The following is a 17,019-nucleotide window of genomic DNA, read 5'->3' as shown; positions in this document are numbered from 1 at the left end:
AAACAAGTTTGTCTTGTGTATTTGTGAAACGGATAATGAAAAGTGATTAGGAATATCTTAAGGAGAATACAGAATTTTGGGCTCCCTGTGTTTTTCTGGCAATTTATAAGTAATAAAGTGAGCAGAAATTCTAATGCACAATCGGTATTAGAAATTAAGAAGCACACAGCGATTAAAAATAAACTGGTTTCTTCATTAGATATCGATTTTGATAACTACAATAATTTGCAGAAAAATGGAATTGTTGATCGTCCGACTATCTGGTACTTTTGGTGGGACGGAAAAGATAAACTACCTGACGTTTGTTTACACTGTTTCAAATCAATTGAAATGAATTGCCGTCAAGGAAAAGTTATTTTTGTGGATAAAAATAACTACAGAGACTTCGTAAAAATTCACCCCGTAATCGAAAAAAAATTTAAAGAAGGTATTATACCTATACAGCAATTTTCTGATGTATTGCGAGTGGAACTGCTTAAAACCTATGGAGGTTTATGGTTAGACGCTACTATGTTTATCACTTCTGACCTAGAAAACGAGTTGAACTCACGTTTCTTTACCTTAAAACACGGTACACAGACTCGTTTTGTTTCCAATGGTAGGTGGTCAATCTCTTGTATTGGAGCTGAAAAAGCACACCCTTTGTTCATGTTCTTGTCAGATGCGTTTAAACGCTACTACAGTAAATATGATAGATTAGTCGACTATTTTTTAACGGACTATTTAGTTGATATTGCCTATGAAAATATTCCTAGAGTATCGGTCGATGTAGACTCTATAGCCAAAAATAACCCTGATGTTTACTTTTTACAGACCAATTTTGACCAAAAGTTTGATCCAGTAGAGTTTGAGAAAATAACTTTAGAAACCAAATTCTTCAAACTTAACTGGAGAGAGCAGTGCAGTACTCATTCCGATGGCGAGGAGAGTTACTCGAGTAAGGTCTTTAAACTCTATATTTGATTTTAAAGTGGTAATTCCTTTTTTTAAATTTTAATACTTAAAAAGTAACAGGCTTTTTTAAAAAATTATAAGTCTTAAGGTATTATCAATATTAATGAGTAGGTTTTAATGCTAAAAGTCTTGGTATCAGGAGCGCTAGATAATGTTGTAAATATTGTTACGCAGATTCTACTCGGCCTGGTGGTATTTCGCGAAATGCTATTGCATTTTGGTGAAGCTGATTTTGGAACATGGTCACTTTTATTTGCCATTTTAGCGTGGTGGTTGGGCGACGTACCACAATTTACTCCAGAAGTAGTTAAGCTGATAGCTGCCGGTTTTTGTATTGCAACGGTACATGGCCCCTGTACATCATTTCTGATATCTAAAGATAAAAATAAAACAATTATGCTTTTATGCATTTTAGAGATAGTAACACTGCTTTCTATCATTTACCCTTTTGTAAGTCTTTTTGGGATCATGGGCGCAGCTTATTCAATGGCTATAAGTTTGGGTCTGACAAGGGGGGTACTTCAACCCATAATTATTAGTAGAGTTTTGAAAATAAACTTATTGACCTATTGTGTTTACTTACTTGTTTCAATGCTTATATTAACACTGGTACTCGGTATTCTGTACGTTGGGGCAACTAATTTAGGTTTTACAAATGCGAACTTTACAGTTATTTCTTTCGCAATCATGCAAGTTGCTGTCGCAACAGCAGCAGCTCTTTACTTAAAGTCAAAAATCATTAAACAACAAAGTTAAACTTAAACCATGTAGGTTATGGAGCTTTAAATTGGGTATGAAAATAGTGTTTTTTTTTAGGGGTGGAGTATAAATGAGCGTCTCTGTTAGTGCCATAATCCCAGTTTATAATGGTGAGAGTTTTCTTCAAGATGCGATTGAATCGATACTTCAGCAAACGCACCATGTTAGTGAGATAATAATTATTGATGATGGTTCAAAAGACAAAAGCTTTGATATTGCCATTTCAATTAGCAAATCATCATCAGTTCCGATAAAAGTTTTTAGACAGCAAAATTCTGGAGTTTCTGTTGCGAGGAACTTGGGGCTTCTCAAAAGCTCAGGAGATCTTGTGGCCTTTTTAGATGTAGATGACATTTGGACGCCCACTAAAATAGAAAAGCAATTGGCCCTATACGATGAACTTAAAAATTATGAAGCATTTATTTTCACAGATTATTACTTAGACAATGAAAATGCTACATGTAGAGCTTTAGCAGGGTATTCAGACTATAATGTGTGCACCCAAACAAACTTCTCAAAAGAAGATTTCCAACTGGCGTTTATCAGACGAAACTTTGTGGGTACGGCATCGACTGTAATATTTAATCGAGAGTTAGCTATGAAAATTGGTGGTTTCAATCATAGGCTCAATCACTCAGAGGATTTTGATTTTATACTGAGGTATTCACAGCATGGATGTGTGTACGTTATTACAGACCCTTTGGCGGTAAAACGAAGTCATGGTGCTAACTTATCAGGCGATTTGAAACTTCATTTTTGGAGTCATTATATCGCGCTCAAAAGTAATATCGATCTTTCCTCCTCATTCACACGCTTCAATTATCGGGGTGATGTAGAGTACGAAATGATGCTATCACACGATACGTATTTAGTTCGTTTCTGTAACCAAGTGTATGAAATGTCTATTAAAAATGGTTTTAAGGAGTACTTTCAAGCAATTCCTAAAATAAAAACCCTGCGCGGTTTTAAGATATTTTTAAAAGCGTTTATAAGAAAAATTATTCGTACTGCGTCTTTTGGCTTAATTAAGCGCTCATAGATGTAATGGTGAATATGAGCTATGCATTTGTGATAAATACGTTATTAGGTAAATGCTTTATTACGCACGTGACCATATATAAATATGAAAAATGTCAACTCGCAAACTAACTACAATCTAGATAAAAATTTGATTAACTAGAGTGGTTAGTTGTCGTATGATAGTTTGAGCTCATCTTGTGAAGTTATCGAGCTTACGTAAAAATTAAACAAACTTGTTTGTGCGCTAGCAGTTCTTAATTACTCGCAACCAATCCGCCATTTCTGATAATCTTAATAAATAGAGAAAAAACTTGTGATTAAAAAAAACATCGCCACGCTTACATTACCTCTTACAAATAACTATGGAGGCATTCTTCAAGCCTTTGCACTCCAAGAGACTCTTTCAGAGTTAGGGCATACAACGATGTTAATAAATATCAAGTCCCCCACACATTCCAATTTTAAAAAACGATTGGAACATATGAAGCAGCGAATTCGTAAAGTCATTAAAAATACTACTGTTTTTCAGCCTGATTTTACAAGTGAATCTGATAAGAAGTATATAAATCGAAACGTTCAAAAGTTTATAGATAATTATATAGCAACTACTAAAGAAGTATCTCCATATTTTAAATTCGACGATCTAAAAGAATATAATTTCGAAAGCTTTGTGGTTGGAAGTGATCAAGTTTGGAGACCTGATTACTCTTATTATTTGGCTAATTATTTCTTCGAATTTTTAGAAAATGTACAAACTGTTAAAAAGTTATCATACGCAGCGTCTTTTGGCGTCGAAAATTGGAAGTTAACTGAGAGCGAGACTTCTAAGTGTAAGCAGCTTATAAGTACTTTTGATGCCATCTCAGTTCGAGAGGTAGCGGCAATATCACTATGTGAAAATTACTTAGGTACCGACTCGACGATGGTTCTGGACCCAACTTTACTTGTTCCAAAAGAGAAATATTGTGAATTAGTCAGAAATGCATCTTTAGACAAACCAAAAGGGAATTTGTTTTGTTACATTTTAGACCGCTCTGAGGAAAATGAGCGCTTCGAAAAAAATGTAGCTAAATCTTTAAATGCACAAGCATTTGGAGTGATGCCACGCAAAGATATGAAAAACTTAACGCAACGCAATAGGGACGAATTTGTCTTTCCACCAATTGAGGAGTGGATAAACGGGTTTGTCCATGCAGATTTTATAATTACCGACTCATTTCACGGCACCGTTTTCGCTATACTCTTTAATAAACCCTTTTTGTCCATAGGAAATGCTAAGCGCGGCCTTTCAAGGTTTTCCTCGTTACTTGACAATTTTAAGCTTAAAGAACGACTTATATTGGAACCTAATAAATTTGAAATGCAAAAACTTAGCGATGAAATAGATTGGGACTATGTAAATAGTAGACTAGCACTAGAACGAGAACGCTCTTTGGCTTTCTTAATAGAGAACGTATGAGCTCGCAAGTTGATGGCACTGGTGTTTACAAAAACTAAAAATACACATCAGCAGGTCAAACATTAGATAGCGCAGTCCTTGAAGTTTGCAAAAACAATTCTTTAGCGAACAGCTAGTAGTTGTGATTTTCATGGATGATTACATCAAACGAAAATCAAAGACATTTGGAAGGAAGTAAAATATGAATGTTCTACTTTTAGGTGGCACTGGGGCCATGGGAGTGCCTTTAAGTAAAATTTTGTTAAGCAAAGGATTCTCAGTCTACGTGACATCGCGTAAATCAAAAGGGGCAATATCAGGCATCGAGTATTTGCTAGGTAATGCTCAAGACGATGCTTTTTTTTATGGGGTTTTAGAACGAAAGTGGGATGTTATTATAGATTTCATGGCATACCGCTCAGCACGTTTTGCGAAAAGATTGCCGAGCATACTCGATGCAACTCAACAATATATCTTTATTAGCTCAGCGCGCGTCTACTCTGAATCTTTCGAGCGTATCACTGAAGAAACCCCCCGCTTGTTGGAAACAGCAACAGATACCGATTACTTGAGTACAGATGAGTATGCATTATCAAAAGCGAGACAAGAAAATTCGTTGCGTGATTCTGGTAAAAGCAACTGGACGATAATTCGGCCAAGTATTACATTTAACGAATCGCGCTTGCAATTGGGCGTATTAGAAAAAGAGTCGTGGCTGTATCGAGCATTAAAAGGACGAAGTATTGTCTTCTCAGAAGATATTGCCGATAAGATAACGGCAATGACTCATGGTGATGATGTTTCAATCGGTATCGCGAATATTGTTGGGGAACAAAAGGCCTTAGGTGAGGCCTTTCATATAACCTCAGAAGAAGAAATAACTTGGCAAGAAGTATTAGATATTTATCTTCAGGTGCTTTACGAAGAGTTGGGGACGAAACCTAAGGTCGTAATGACTGAGAAGTCACTCAATCTTAATATCAACAAATATCAAGTCATTTACAGCCGCTACTTTAATCGTCGTTTTGATAATAAAAAAATAAAGCAATTTGTTGATGTCGATTCTTTTCAGAAAGCTGAGGAAGCCATCAGGGCTTGTTTAAAGGAATTTTTGAAAAACAAAGAGTTTCTTTCCATTAATTGGAAACTGGAGGCAATGAACGACAAAGCTTCTAGCGAATTCACGCCTTTGGATGAAATCCCAAGTTTACATGAAAAAATAATTTATTTGGCTGAACGATTTGGAGTGACTTTTGCCTTAGAGTTTGCTTATAAAGTTAATCGTTTCTTACGGAAGAAATAGTGTAATTCATGGAAAAAAATACATCTTCAAGCTCACAAAAAAACTCGCGAATCGCGAAAAATACAATATTTCTGTTTGTTCGCTCAATCATAACAATTGCGGTCGCACTTTATACCAGCAGGGTTGTTTTATCTGCTTTGGGTGTAGAAAACTTCGGAATTTTCGTTGCCGTTGGTAGCGTAGTCGCTATGTTTTCCAGTATTTCTGGGTCTCTTTCGTCAGCTGTGAGTAGATTTATAACTTACGAGCTAGGCCGTGGTTCTGAAGGAAAGCTAAGCTCTGTTTTTTCATCAAGTTTGTTACTGCAAATAATGCTTTCTATTTGTTTGTTCTTTTTAATACTTCTTATCGGCGGTTGGTTTCTAAATTCCAAGATGAATATTCCAGAAGGTAGTTTATCAGCTGCAAACTGGGTTTTATTGAGTACAGCTATAACTTTTGCTATCGGAATGATAACCGTTTCATACCAAGCCATGCTTATTGCGCACGAGCGTATGAAGGCGTTTGCTTACATTGGTTTAGTAGATGTGTTTCTTAAGCTTGGTGTTGCACTTTTGTTAACAATTGCTACTGTCGATAAGTTGAAATTATATTCTGTACTTTTGACGTTGATATCTTTAGTGATTTTTACAATTTACTATTTTTATTGTAGATACAATTTCACATCAAGTCGCTTTAAGTTTATATGGGATATAAAGCTGTTAAAAGAAATGTTTGGTTTTACTGGGTGGGCGTTCTTTAGTTCCTCGGTAGCGATTATCAATACACAAGGCATTAATATTTTGATGAATCTGCATTTTGGAGTATTAACGAATGCAGCCCGAGGTGTTTCCACACAAGTAGAAAATGCTTTAAATCAACTCATAAGTAATCTTACAGTAGCAATGAACCCGCAAATAACTAAGTCCTATGCTGCAGGTGAAAAAGATTACATGCACCAACTTATTTGTAGCGGAAGTAAATTCTCTTACTTTCTTGCGCTTTTTTTTATTGTTCCTCTTTTCATTGAAGCTGAGACTGTGTTAAACCTTTGGTTAAATGAGGTACCAGAGTATGCTACAGTCTTTTTAAAGCTAACATTGCTGACGATGCTACCTCAAGTGATGGCTGGAATTTTATTTACTGCGGCAATGGCAACCGGCAATATTCGAAGGTATGCACTAGTCGTAAATGCCGTGAGTGTGACTGTCTTTCTTTTTGCTTGGGCGTTATACTTATTCGGCTATCCGCCTGAAACAGCATACTTAGTTCACTTGGTGATTAGGGTTTTACTAATAGCAATACGCTTGCAGTTGCTTAAAAATTTGATTGGCCTTAATCCATTTCTATATTTTAAAAGCGTTATCTTGGTAATAATTCCTGTTACTTTTATCGCTTTCGTAATCCCTTTAACTATCCTTCTTCTACCAATACCTGAGTCGTTTTGGAGAGTCGTGGTTGTTACATTATTAGCTGCATCGACGACGGCATTTACAGTTGCGGCAATTGGACTAACAACGCAAGAAAAAGTCTTCGTGCGGGAAAAAATAGCTCTATTAAGGAACAAATTCATGAGGTTGCAGAGAGATGCATAAACATTATTCCAGTGACAAAAATGCACAAATTTTAGTTGTTTTATTAAAAGCACACGGGATTCGAAAAATCGTAGCATCGCCTGGTACCACTAACATGGCATTAGTAGGGAGTTGCCAGTATGATCCTTGGTTTGAAGTTTATTCTTGTGTAGATGAACGGTCGGCTGCTTATATGGCATGTGGATTAGCAGACGAGTCTGGAGAACCAGTCGTAATTACGTGCACGGGAGCCTCTGCCTCACGTAATTATCTACCTGGTTTGACTGAGGCCTATTATCGCAAGTTACCAGTATTAGCAGTCACATTTTTTGTGGGTTACTACGGCATAGGCAACCTTGTACCACAAGTTATCGACCGCAGTGTATGGCCTAAAGATACTTTTAAGTACAAAGTTGAATTGCCTCATATAAAAGATGATGCAGATTTTCAGTTTGCTGAATTAAAAATGAATACTGCCATTTTAGAGTTAACCCGTAATGGCGGCGGCCCTGCGCATATAAATTTAGCAACAACAAAAGGCGACTTTTCCGTGAAAAAGCTGCCTGAAGTTAGAGTGTTAAAGAGAATTAACTATAATGATCAATTTCCAATTTTAACGAAACAGGTTAAACGGGTTGCTATTTATATTTGTTCGCATGCGGTATTTACAGAATCAGAAACAAAAGCTATTGACGCATTTTGTAAGAAAAATGATGCGGTCGTTTTCTGCGATCATACTAGTCGGTACAAGGGGAAATATAGAACTATGCTTGCTTTAATAGCAGGACAAGAAAAGTATGACTCTCCGCTTTGTTTCCCTGATTTGTTAATCCACATTGGAGAGTTATCGGGAGACTACATGACTTATGGTGTGTTGAAGGGCGCTAAAAATGTCTGGAGAGTTAGCCCTGACGGAGAGGTTAGAGATACATTCCACAAACTGACTCATGTTTTTAATATGCAAGAACAGACTTTCTTTGAGCATTACGCTAAACATCCGTTAAGAGAAACAGTGGACGAAGATTCTTACTTGAACGCATGTATTGCTGAATATAAAGATTTATACGAGAAAATACCCGAATTACCATTCTCTAACAATTGGGTAGCAAAATATGTTGCGCCTCGTATCCCGGAAAAAAGTGTGTTGCATTTAGGGTTGAGTAATACTTTACGTGCATGGACGTTCTTTGAGTTACCCAAAACCGTAAGTACAAGTTCAAATGTCGGTTGTAGAGGTATTGATGGGGTTTTATCTACATTTCTTGGAGCTTCTCTAGTTCAACCGAATGTTTTACACTTTTGCGTTTTAGGAGATCTAACCTTCTTTTATGATATGAATGCGATTGGGAATAGGCATGTAGGTAACAACTTAAGAATTATACTTGTTAACAATGGGAGAGGTATGGAGTTCCGGTTACATTCACATCCGGGGCAAAGACTTATGGGTGAGGACGCGGACGCTTATGTTGCGGCGGCTGGACACTTTGGAGAAAAATCACCTGATCTCGCGAAAGGCTATAGCCAAGCACTGGGTTTTGAGTACCTAAGTGCGAATAACAAAGAAGAGTTTGATATAGCTATAAAACGGTTTTTAACCCCCCAGATAACTGACAAGCCTATGTTATTAGAAGTTTTTACAGACTCAGAGAGTGAACGTAATTCGTTACAGGCGCTTGTTAATTTAAAATCTGAAGTAAACACAAAAAAATTAGTTAAAGCAGTGGTCGGAAAATCTGGTGTGAAATTGGCGAAGAAGCTTCTCAATAAATAGACAAAAAGCTGTTAAATAGTTGAAACAGTCAAAAAAGGTTGAGGGGAAGCGACTAATTTAATAAGTCGTTTCTCCTTTTAAAATAGATTGTCTTGTCCACTTTCCCTAAACTGTCTTCAAAACTCTATGGAATTTTTTGGGTCTAGTTTTTGCTTGGAAAATGTAAAGGCTCAGAGTGAAAACGAAAAGGTACTTCAATACTACCGTTCTCAGTTCATGATTTCTAAAAATTACTACTATAGTAACTTGTAATTTAATTACGTTTTTCTGTTACCATTGAGCTTATAAAGCATTTATTAGTTAGACTGTTTTAAAAGGGATTTAGATTGTTAGTTACTGTGTATATCACCACCTATAATCGCAGAAAGCTTTTAGAGCGGGCGATTAATTCAGTTTTGAATCAAACCCACTCTCCAATTGAACTTATCGTAGCTGATGATGGCTCAACGGACGGCAGTCAAGAGTACCTAACGGAAATGCATGAGCAAGGTATTTTAACCGCAATTCTCAATACAACCGGCAAATCGAAAGGAGCGTGTTACGGTCGAAATAAAGCAATTTCAACGGCTAAAGGGGAATTTATATCTGGATTAGATGACGACGATTACTTCGAACCATGGCGAATAGAAACATTTATTAAAAAATGGCAAGAGTATACAGTAAATAAAAAAGTGTTCTCTGCGTTGTTTGATAGTGTGGTAGAGCATAGAAAAAGTGGTTTAGTAGCGTGTTATGATATGGAAGTAGCTACTTACCAGAAGTTGAGAAAAGGTAATGTAGTTGGTAACCAAGTGTTCACTAAAACTTCTTATTTGAAAGCGGTAGGTGGCTTCGATGAACAGATGCCAGCACTACAAGATTGGGATACTTGGTTGCGGTTATCTAATCAATACGGAGATATCTTGAATGTAAACACTCGTTCTTATATTCAAATTCAGAATCACGAAGGCGAGAGAATAACTGGCAAACCTGCTGACAAGATTCGTTTCGCATTCAATCGATTGATGAATAAGCTTCAGCCATTAACTCGCTCAGAAGAGTCACATTTGTTATCTACTATGTATGGCGGTTATCCTCAAATCGATATCAGAATTTCCGAACTTTTTAAAATATTTATGGGTGGTCATTTTAGGAAGGTCGCTCAAGTCGTTAAAAGGACTTTACTTAAATGAAGATTCTTTATCTTATTAACCAGTACCCTAAAGTAAGCCATACCTTCATTAGACGAGAAATAATGTCGCATGAAGAGAATGGTATAGAAGTTTTAAGGGTTGCTATGCGTTCTGATGATCCGAACGACATGAGCAAAGTTGATTTCACAGAATATGAAAAAACGCACTACGTGTTGAAACAACCCAAATTTGAATTATTAAAGCACGTTTTTAGTGCAATTAGAGAAAATCCAAAGAGCTTTCTTAAAGCTTTAAAGGTGTTATTTAAAATGCATTCTGCATCGAAGCAGAGCTTGCTAATTCATTTAATTTATTTGGTGGAAAGCTGCAACGTTGCGAAAGTCTGCAAAGAAAGTGACGTAGATCACATACACGCGCACTTTGGTACTAATCCGGCGGAAGTAGCCATGTACACAAGCATTATTAGTGGCGTACCTTACAGCTTTACCGTTCATGGGCCTGAAGAGTTTGACAAACCTTTAACACTTAACCTAAGCCAAAAAATAAAATACGCGAGCAGAGTAATAGCGATAACTAATTATTGTAAATCGCAGCTTTTCCGCTGGGCTGATTATGAAGACTGGCAAAAAGTAGGGATTGTCCACTGCGGTCTTGAGGATAACTTCTTCAATGAGCAAATTTTAAACTCGAATAGGGAAGGGGACGAATACCGTTTTTTATGCATTGGTCGCTTATGTGAGCAAAAAGGGCAATTACTTTTATTAGAAGCATTTTCTCGCTTTATTAATGCTGGCTTTAAAGCACACCTTACTTTAGCTGGTGATGGCGAAATGCGAGTAGAAATAGAGTCTTTCATTAATCAGCACAATCTGCAAGGAAATGTAACCATAACGGGTTGGGTTGATAGCATCGAAATTAAAGAGTTACTCAGTAAAAGTGACGCAATGCTGTTACCTAGTTTTGCCGAAGGTTTACCCGTGGCTATTATGGAGGCTATGGCTACAGGTGTGCCTGTTATTAGTACGGCTATTGCAGGTATACCAGAGCTTGTAGTCGATAAGGTTACAGGCTTCTTGGTGTTTCCTGGTTCCGTTGCTTCACTGGAAGATGCATTAGTAGCGTTTACCAAATTGAGTCAAGGTGAGTTAGATGCGGTTCGAAAAAGAGCTTTCGAAGCGGTTAAGAAAGAACATAATATAACGACAGAAGCTGAAAAGTTAGCTGTGCTGGTTGGAGCAAAAGAATAAATGCTCCTACTAAATATTGTTTTCTTTCTCGTGGCTTTTGTATCAGCCTTTCTTTCTTTACAGCTATTTCTAGGTCTTCGAAATAGTAACTCGGTTGAAGTAAACAACAGTAACGATACTCTGCCATGCGTGGTCCTAATTCCGGCACATAATGAGGAGTTAGGTATTGCAAAGACAATAATGTCTGCAAGAAAAGAGGTTAAAGAAGGCGACTTGATATTGGTTGTCGCAGATAATTGTTCAGACAGTACGGCTGCTGTTAGTCGAGATGCTGGAGCTATCTGCATCGAACGTACTAATCTAGAATTAGTAGGTAAGGGTCATGCATTGCAATACGGGGTCGATTACTTAACCGAAAATGATGTTGAGTTTGCTACCGTTGTTGTAATGGATGCTGATTGCTTGTTTGGTGAAGGGAGTTTACATACGTTACTAAATGCGTCTCAAACGAAAAATTGCGTAGCGCAGGCCCTTTATTTAATGAGATCGCCGAATAAAGAAAACATAAAGCTTAATATCAGTGAGTTTACCTGGCTGATAAAGAATTGGGTGAGACCATTAGGCCAAAAAAGGCTAGGAATCAGCTGCCACCTACAAGGTTCTGGAATGGCTTTTCCAAAATCAGTTTTAAATAAATACTCTTTAGCATCTTCCAGTATTGTTGAAGACCTTGAACTAGGTTTGCACGTAGTTCAAGGGGGGGAAGAAGTGACGTTTGTTCCCCATGCATTAGTGACGAGTGAGTTTCCTGAGAACAATGAAGGGCTTGAAAACCAACGAAAGCGTTGGGAGCACGGCCATCTATCTGTTGTAAAGAAAATGCCAAGTATGATGCTGCAAGGCTTGAAACAGTTAAACTTTAGGTTGTTTTTTCAGGCATTAGATGCAGCAATTCCCCCAACTATTATGTGGATAATACTCACAATTCTTACTTTAGTTGTCTCGTTTATCGCTGCAATTTTCGACGGTTTTTACTGGTCTGCAGTTATAGGGATGTGTATCTCTGTTTTTGCTTTAGCAATTGTCTGTGTATGGTTTAAATATGGGAAAAAAATACTACCACCAGCACAACTAAAAGGCATGATTCCTTTTGTGCTAGGCAAATTCAGTGTTTATCGCACTTTTGTTTCAAACCGAGAGAAGAACTGGGTGAGAACGAAGCGGGACAATGAATGATTAGGTTGATATCAACCTAATCTTTCTTGTTTCATATTTTTCCGTAATATCCAGAAAAACTTCGGTATACCTATAGCATATCTATTAAATAATCTAATTGGCTCATTCATTAAACGATAAAGCCATTCCAAATTAAGTTTTCTAAAAATAGAGGGGGCGCGCGTAAAACGGTTTGCAATGAAATCAAATATGGCGCCGCCGTTCACTACAACCAATGGATTTTCATAGTTGTGCTGTAGGAATGCTGAAAAGTACTCTTGCTTCGGCATACCCATGCCCAGTATTAATATTTCGGGTTGATGTGCCTCTACAAACTCAAACATTTTTTCGTTACTTTGAAAGCCATCTATAAAAGCTTCAACATTGTGACCGTTTGATTTATAGATTGATGCAGCTTGCTCTATGTAAGGAGACTCTGTTCCGATAAAACATACTGACTTCCCTTTGAAACGGTCTAAGACTAACGGTATTAAATCGGTACCGTTAGCGTTATAGCCAACGGGCTTGCCGTATTTTTTTAAAAGTATTTTTGCGCCAATACCGTCTCTGAACAAAAGGTCTGCACCTAGCAAGCAGTTTTTAAACTTGATATCACTATTTGCCATGGTATAAGCGTGGGCATTGATAAAAGAGATCACACTTACCTTATTTTTCTGTAATTCTTGCTCGGTTAAAGTAATGGCCTGCGACTCAGTTTCAGCTGTGGTTATTTTACTGGCGATGCATTTCATATTAAAGCTTCTGTAAAAGAGCGTGTTGAAATAGAAGTTTGTCCCATTGTTATGTCTATGGTTAGCTTCAATTTATCATCTCATAAGTGTGGGAATTTGTATAAGTTACCAGTTCTACAAACGTTGTAGAGATATCTTCTTGGGTGAAATATAATCAATATTGAATATTCAGCCGTATAACATTTTATGCATTATGCAAAATTCTAATAAAGGTACTGCTCAAATTTTGTGGCCTTGAGTGCTCTTTCAATATCATCGTAGTTTGTAATAATATCTGCGAGATTTTGGGAAAGAACTTTTCGATGCTTGCTCTTAACTTGAGTACTTTCAACGCCAAGGAAATCAAAAATTTGCGAATTATGTTTTGATGTGCTCTCAGGACTCGAGAAGTAATCTTCATAAGAGAGTTGGTAAAACGGCTGCTTTTTAGATAACTTTGCAGCGAAAGCATTTTCTTCCTCATTCAGCTTATAGTCCCTTTTTAACTTAGCCAGAAGTTGCTCAATATCTATTTCAAAGCTTTTGTTCTCTGTACTATTCTCTGTTGTTGAGACTACACCTGCCTGATGCATCAACATCGCAGAGATTAAGCGCTTCAAAATATTACTTCTTTTTAGATGTATTATACTGATTTCTTTTGAATCAAGGAAATAGTTGTAAAGGTTATCTTGCTTTACATTTACGAAAAAGTCTTTAATTCCTATTGTTTGCGTGTCGTATCGACTCTTCCAATTGACAGGTTGCTTCTTCCTTAAATGCGAGTAAGCGCTATAACATTGTGCTAAGTAAAAATAAGTACTTTTCCTATATAACATATCTAAGTACCGTTCTTTGCTTAAACCACCCAATCTGAATAAAGGTTTATGAACTTTCTTCAAAAGTGTCCAGTGTCCTAATACTTCACCGTAGTTAACTACTTTAGCGTTCAAATTAAGAGTGTTTGCAAGATAATTGCTACCGCAACGACCGCTAGTGAGGATGAAATGTCTTTTATGCAATTTACTCTTCCTTGATCTCAGTAGTTAATAATCAATTTCTGTTTGTTCAGTTAATATACTAAACCTAACTGAGCCTTCACAACAATTTTTGAAGGCTCAGTGAAATTTTCTCAACACTAAACTGATTAATTATTATTTATCGATGACAGCATCGTGGAAAGCTCATAAATTTTTTCTAAACTAAAGTTTCGCCAATGAGTGAATTTAATTCAAATGATATATAAATGAGTTTGAATTTTTAGCAACCTACAAAAGAGTATAGGAACGTTGTTTCTATTCGAGTAATAGACCCTACTTTTTGAAGTAAGTAAATAAAACGCCCATCGTCTGAAAACTCTGTATCAACTACGCCACTTTCGTTGCCAAGAAGGCAGGTCATGTCAATCCAAGTATCTGAATGTTGTTTATTCATGAGTACCATTCCACTAGAACTTCCGCCCCAGCTAACTGCGCCTGCTATTGTAAGTAGCCCATTAGGTGCTTTGTTAAAACTTAAGAAAGCAGAGGATGAAGGTTCGTTCAATATCTCAACGAAGTTATTTTCACTTTCATTATATTTGTACACAACGGCGTTGCCTCTTGCACCTATTATGAAAATTTCGCCGTCTATATATGCCATATTAAACGCCCATAATCCCGCAGGCGCATTGACAGTTTTGACCAATTCGTTTGTTTCGATATCGTTAAAATAAAGCTTCTGCTGGTCGTCAATATGATAAGACATTATATATCTATCTGTTTTAAGAAGTGCCCGATAAACACGGTTGTTTGAAGTAGAAAATATCTTTTCAGACGTTGTTTCCTGTATATCGTTATTATTCTGCCGAGGGGTAAATTTCAACTTAAACAAACCACCAATAGAGCCATCTTTGTAAACGAGGATTTCTTCATCAACTACAAGCTTTCTTGAGTAGCTTTGACTCCAGAATGCTTCTGCATTACTTCTATTAGTAGCGTCGTCTATTTTTTGAACGTTAAGGAAGTTGTCTTCTTTATCGGCTGTCAGTAGGTAGTCTTGTGCTAAGTTCCATGGCGAAAGCGTTGCAAATACGCCTTGTTCATTACTATTAACAGACCAAGTATGCCCGGCGAGAAGCCAATCACTACTTCTTCTTGGGAAAATTTGTGTAAACTTATTTGGAGTTTCTAATGGCATTGAGACTAAGCCATTATCCATACTAGTAATGTATAACTTATCTGCGTCAATGTGTATGTCGGTTCCTACAAAGTTGCTAGCGTCTCTAGATTTTTCGTAAATCTTATTTGTACTTACATCGTAACCGTATATACCTCGGTAGTCGCTAAACCATATCTCTCCTAATACAGAGCGAGGCATACCTATAGGCTTAGTCATTACCTTTCTCCATTGTCTAAATGGCAGAGATGTATCGAAGCTAATAGGCACTTTGTCTCCAATAGTTAAACCTTCAGGAGTTAAAGTCAATTTGTATAGCCCAGCATTCCAAGTACTTCCAAGAGCAATTAGGTGGTTACCTTCTGATGTAGTATCCTTTAACACATTGAGAATAGATTTATTTTTTAAATCAACGGTAACTGAAGCAAACGAATCTAGTTCGAAAATTCCTTTTTGCGTATATACTAGGGACCCTAAAGATGCACCGAGCCTTTCAATTCTTAATATATTTGACGGAAATGTGTATTCTAAAGTTTGACTACCGTCACTTTTGTTAATTCTATAAAGCTTCTTGCCATTAAAGCCAAAAAGATAATCGTCGCTTTCATCAAAGTAAACGCCTTTTAGCTTGCTGATAGATAACGGTGTTTCACTTACATTCCCGTTTCTATCTATACAACCCAAAGTTGGCTGTAAAGCTGCAAAGCAAGTCACGCCGCTAGGTGACGTGGAATAAAGTTGGAGTGTTGTGTTTCGATAAGTTTTAAGTTCGAGCCCTATAGGTGACCACGTGTTATCGGCCCTAAGTTCTAAAAGTTGATTCTTTGTAGCGGCTAACAGGGAATTATGATGGATCAATAAACCAGTAATATCATAATTAGTCAGTCCTTTAACAAGAGGGTCCCACCCAGAACCATTAAACTTCCAAACGCCAGTAACATCAGAAGATGCATAAATTTCTCCCTCGAATTCGACGACACTACTAAAGAGCCCGCTTCCTCCCCAACCTATACGTAAAATATCAGGTTCACCACTTGAGGCAGGTACACCCATTATCAAAGTAGGATCCAAATTAGCCTTTACAATTAGCTCTACAAATTCTTGGCTGCTCAGTATGTCCTGCTGCCCAGCCTTTTGGGTTAAAGATTTCGCACTTTTAGGAAACAATACCAATAAACTTTCTAATTTTGACTTTATCTCTTCTTTATCATCTTGTTTCCATGTTGATATAAAGTTGAGGTTGCCGTTAGCCGCGGAAGCTAAAGTGCCTGTTCGAACCATTTCAACGATATTGGTTACATGAGCGTCGGAAAACTCATTTTGAGTATGCTCTTTTAAAAAACTAGCTACATAACTATGTAGCTCAGTGTCTTTTACGTTTATTAGTTCGGATGAAGTTGCTAATAGCTCGTCCCCCAGCTGCGTTTTTTGGGTTGTAGACGTTAAAGTAGATAGACAAGAGCTTAGCGAGGAGCTGACTAAAACTATTGCTAATATATAGAGTGCAGCAATAGATAATGAAGGGACTTTCATATGAAATTCCTTTGTTTTGCATATAGAAAAAAGCCAAGTTTATTGGCATCTGAAGACTAAGTACGAAAAGCACTGTGCAAAATAGCCTAACTATAGTGTAGTTAGAGCAACTTAATGTGCCAATAATTAGTTCATCAATAGAACAACGAAATTTTCTCCTGATTGATTTGGCTTGTGCCCATTTCTTCTCAATATGTAAACCTCCCCTAATTAGTTGCACCCATAATTAGAGGTTTCGGCCTGTTCATGCTTACTTAAATATTCCCAT

Annotated in this window: 13 protein-coding genes; 10 read left to right on the top strand and 3 right to left on the bottom strand. The window is 37.1% G+C overall.

Annotated elements, in window-relative coordinates; genetic code table 11:
• Positions 1-117: 117 nt before the first annotated feature.
• The 10 genes from MHM87_RS10525 (at position 118) to MHM87_RS10480 (ending at position 12,354) form a co-directional block, all read left to right on the top strand.
• The gene (locus tag MHM87_RS10525) at positions 118-963 is read left to right on the top strand and encodes a capsular polysaccharide synthesis protein (RefSeq protein WP_239258992.1); all 846 of its coding nucleotides are present in this window, start codon (positions 118-120) and stop codon (positions 961-963) included.
• 108 nt (positions 964-1,071) lie between these two features.
• Entirely contained in the window at positions 1,072-1,710 is a 639-nt protein-coding gene (locus tag MHM87_RS10520; protein ID WP_239258990.1) for a polysaccharide biosynthesis C-terminal domain-containing protein, read from the top strand.
• A gap of 73 nt (positions 1,711-1,783) precedes the next feature.
• Positions 1,784-2,752, top strand: coding sequence for a glycosyltransferase family 2 protein (locus MHM87_RS10515; protein WP_239258988.1), 969 nt, complete (start codon positions 1,784-1,786; stop codon positions 2,750-2,752).
• Between the two features lie 294 nt (positions 2,753-3,046).
• Entirely contained in the window at positions 3,047-4,192 is a 1,146-nt protein-coding gene (locus MHM87_RS10510; protein WP_239258986.1) for a polysaccharide pyruvyl transferase family protein, read from the top strand.
• A 181-nt stretch (positions 4,193-4,373) separates the two neighbouring features.
• Entirely contained in the window at positions 4,374-5,474 is a 1,101-nt protein-coding gene (locus MHM87_RS10505; RefSeq protein WP_239258984.1) for an SDR family oxidoreductase, read from the top strand.
• Positions 5,475-5,482: 8 nt separating this feature from the next.
• Positions 5,483-7,048, top strand: a complete 1,566-nt coding sequence (locus tag MHM87_RS10500; RefSeq protein ID WP_239258981.1) for an oligosaccharide flippase family protein — start codon at positions 5,483-5,485, stop codon at positions 7,046-7,048.
• Positions 7,041-8,798 (top strand): thiamine pyrophosphate-binding protein, encoded by a 1,758-nt coding sequence (locus MHM87_RS10495; RefSeq protein ID WP_239258979.1) that lies wholly within the window; start codon positions 7,041-7,043, stop codon positions 8,796-8,798. Before MHM87_RS10500 ends, MHM87_RS10495 begins: the two co-directional genes overlap by 8 nt.
• A gap of 326 nt (positions 8,799-9,124) precedes the next feature.
• Entirely contained in the window at positions 9,125-9,970 is an 846-nt protein-coding gene (locus tag MHM87_RS10490; RefSeq protein WP_239258977.1) for a glycosyltransferase, read from the top strand.
• Positions 9,967-11,178 (top strand): glycosyltransferase family 4 protein, encoded by a 1,212-nt coding sequence (locus tag MHM87_RS10485; protein WP_239258975.1) that lies wholly within the window; start codon positions 9,967-9,969, stop codon positions 11,176-11,178. Before MHM87_RS10490 ends, MHM87_RS10485 begins: the two co-directional genes overlap by 4 nt.
• A complete protein-coding gene (locus MHM87_RS10480; RefSeq protein ID WP_275443500.1) occupies positions 11,179-12,354 on the top strand; it encodes a glycosyltransferase family 2 protein in 1,176 nt (391 codons plus the stop codon). It begins immediately after the preceding gene.
• A gap of 11 nt (positions 12,355-12,365) precedes the next feature.
• Here MHM87_RS10480 and MHM87_RS10475 read toward each other — a convergent pair whose 3' ends face one another.
• From MHM87_RS10475 to MHM87_RS10465, 3 genes are all read right to left on the bottom strand, one after another.
• Positions 12,366-13,085: a WecB/TagA/CpsF family glycosyltransferase gene (locus tag MHM87_RS10475; RefSeq protein ID WP_239258971.1), complete on the bottom strand. Its 720-nt coding sequence runs from the start codon at positions 13,083-13,085 to the stop codon at positions 12,366-12,368.
• A 203-nt stretch (positions 13,086-13,288) separates the two neighbouring features.
• A complete protein-coding gene (locus MHM87_RS10470; protein WP_239258970.1) occupies positions 13,289-14,083 on the bottom strand; it encodes a hypothetical protein in 795 nt (264 codons plus the stop codon).
• A gap of 238 nt (positions 14,084-14,321) precedes the next feature.
• On the bottom strand, positions 14,322-16,751 hold the full coding sequence (locus MHM87_RS10465) for a hypothetical protein (protein ID WP_239258969.1): 2,430 nt from the start codon (positions 16,749-16,751) through the stop codon (positions 14,322-14,324).
• Positions 16,752-17,019 lie beyond the last annotated feature (268 nt).

This window comes from Alteromonas sp. Cnat3-28, from assembly GCF_022348265.1.
Lineage (GTDB): Bacteria > Pseudomonadota > Gammaproteobacteria > Enterobacterales > Alteromonadaceae > Alteromonas > Alteromonas macleodii.
The sequence above is the reverse complement of the archived record's forward strand: the minus strand, read 5'-3'. Positions and strand labels throughout refer to the sequence as shown.

Excerpts from the sequence above, each read along its gene's own strand:
- MHM87_RS10480 (WP_275443500.1), top strand. The coding sequence starts at position 11,179 with ATGCTCCTACTAAATATTGTTTTCTTTCTCGTGGCTTTTGTATCAGCC.
- MHM87_RS10465 (WP_239258969.1), bottom strand. The coding sequence starts at position 16,751 with ATGAAAGTCCCTTCATTATCTATTGCTGCACTCTATATATTAGCAATA.
- MHM87_RS10475 (WP_239258971.1), bottom strand. The coding sequence starts at position 13,085 with ATGAAATGCATCGCCAGTAAAATAACCACAGCTGAAACTGAGTCGCAG.
- MHM87_RS10520 (WP_239258990.1), top strand. The coding sequence starts at position 1,072 with ATGCTAAAAGTCTTGGTATCAGGAGCGCTAGATAATGTTGTAAATATT.
- MHM87_RS10515 (WP_239258988.1), top strand. The coding sequence starts at position 1,784 with ATGAGCGTCTCTGTTAGTGCCATAATCCCAGTTTATAATGGTGAGAGT.
- MHM87_RS10505 (WP_239258984.1), top strand. The coding sequence starts at position 4,374 with ATGAATGTTCTACTTTTAGGTGGCACTGGGGCCATGGGAGTGCCTTTA.
- MHM87_RS10485 (WP_239258975.1), top strand. The coding sequence starts at position 9,967 with ATGAAGATTCTTTATCTTATTAACCAGTACCCTAAAGTAAGCCATACC.
- MHM87_RS10500 (WP_239258981.1), top strand. The coding sequence starts at position 5,483 with ATGGAAAAAAATACATCTTCAAGCTCACAAAAAAACTCGCGAATCGCG.
- MHM87_RS10495 (WP_239258979.1), top strand. The coding sequence starts at position 7,041 with ATGCATAAACATTATTCCAGTGACAAAAATGCACAAATTTTAGTTGTT.